This is a genomic window from Mesorhizobium sp. M4B.F.Ca.ET.203.01.1.1, from assembly GCF_004791025.1.
Lineage (GTDB): Bacteria > Pseudomonadota > Alphaproteobacteria > Rhizobiales > Rhizobiaceae > Mesorhizobium > Mesorhizobium abyssinicae.
This window is the reverse complement of the sequence record NZ_SRUO01000297.1, coordinates 1-282: the sequence shown is the minus strand read 5'-3', so window position 1 is coordinate 282 and position 282 is coordinate 1. Positions and strand designations below refer to the sequence as shown.

Below are 282 nucleotides of genomic sequence, written 5' to 3'. Positions count from 1 at the left end.
GCCACCAAATCAGCGGGTTGGCGCGAAGGAACCCGACCTGCCCTAATCCGTAGTAGATCACGAATATCTGCACCAGCATGGGCGTGCCGCGAAAGACAGCGCAATAGGCGTCGGCCGCCTTGCAAACCAAGCGATTGCGCGAAGTGCGAGCGAGCGCCACGAGGATGCCCAGTGGCAGTCCTAGTCCCACGCCGAACATCGAGATCAGGAGCGTGGTCTTTGCGCCGGTGAGAAGGAACGGGATCGCATAGGCAACAATGGTGAAATCCATTCTAACCTCCG

1 protein-coding gene is annotated in these 282 nt (G+C 59.2%); it reads right to left on the bottom strand.

From position 1 onward, the window contains the following. The coding region (locus tag EN846_RS34770; protein ID WP_145971992.1) for an ABC transporter permease subunit at positions 1 to 271 on the bottom strand (271 nt) is incomplete at its 3' end. Positions 272 to 282: the final 11 nt, after the last annotated feature.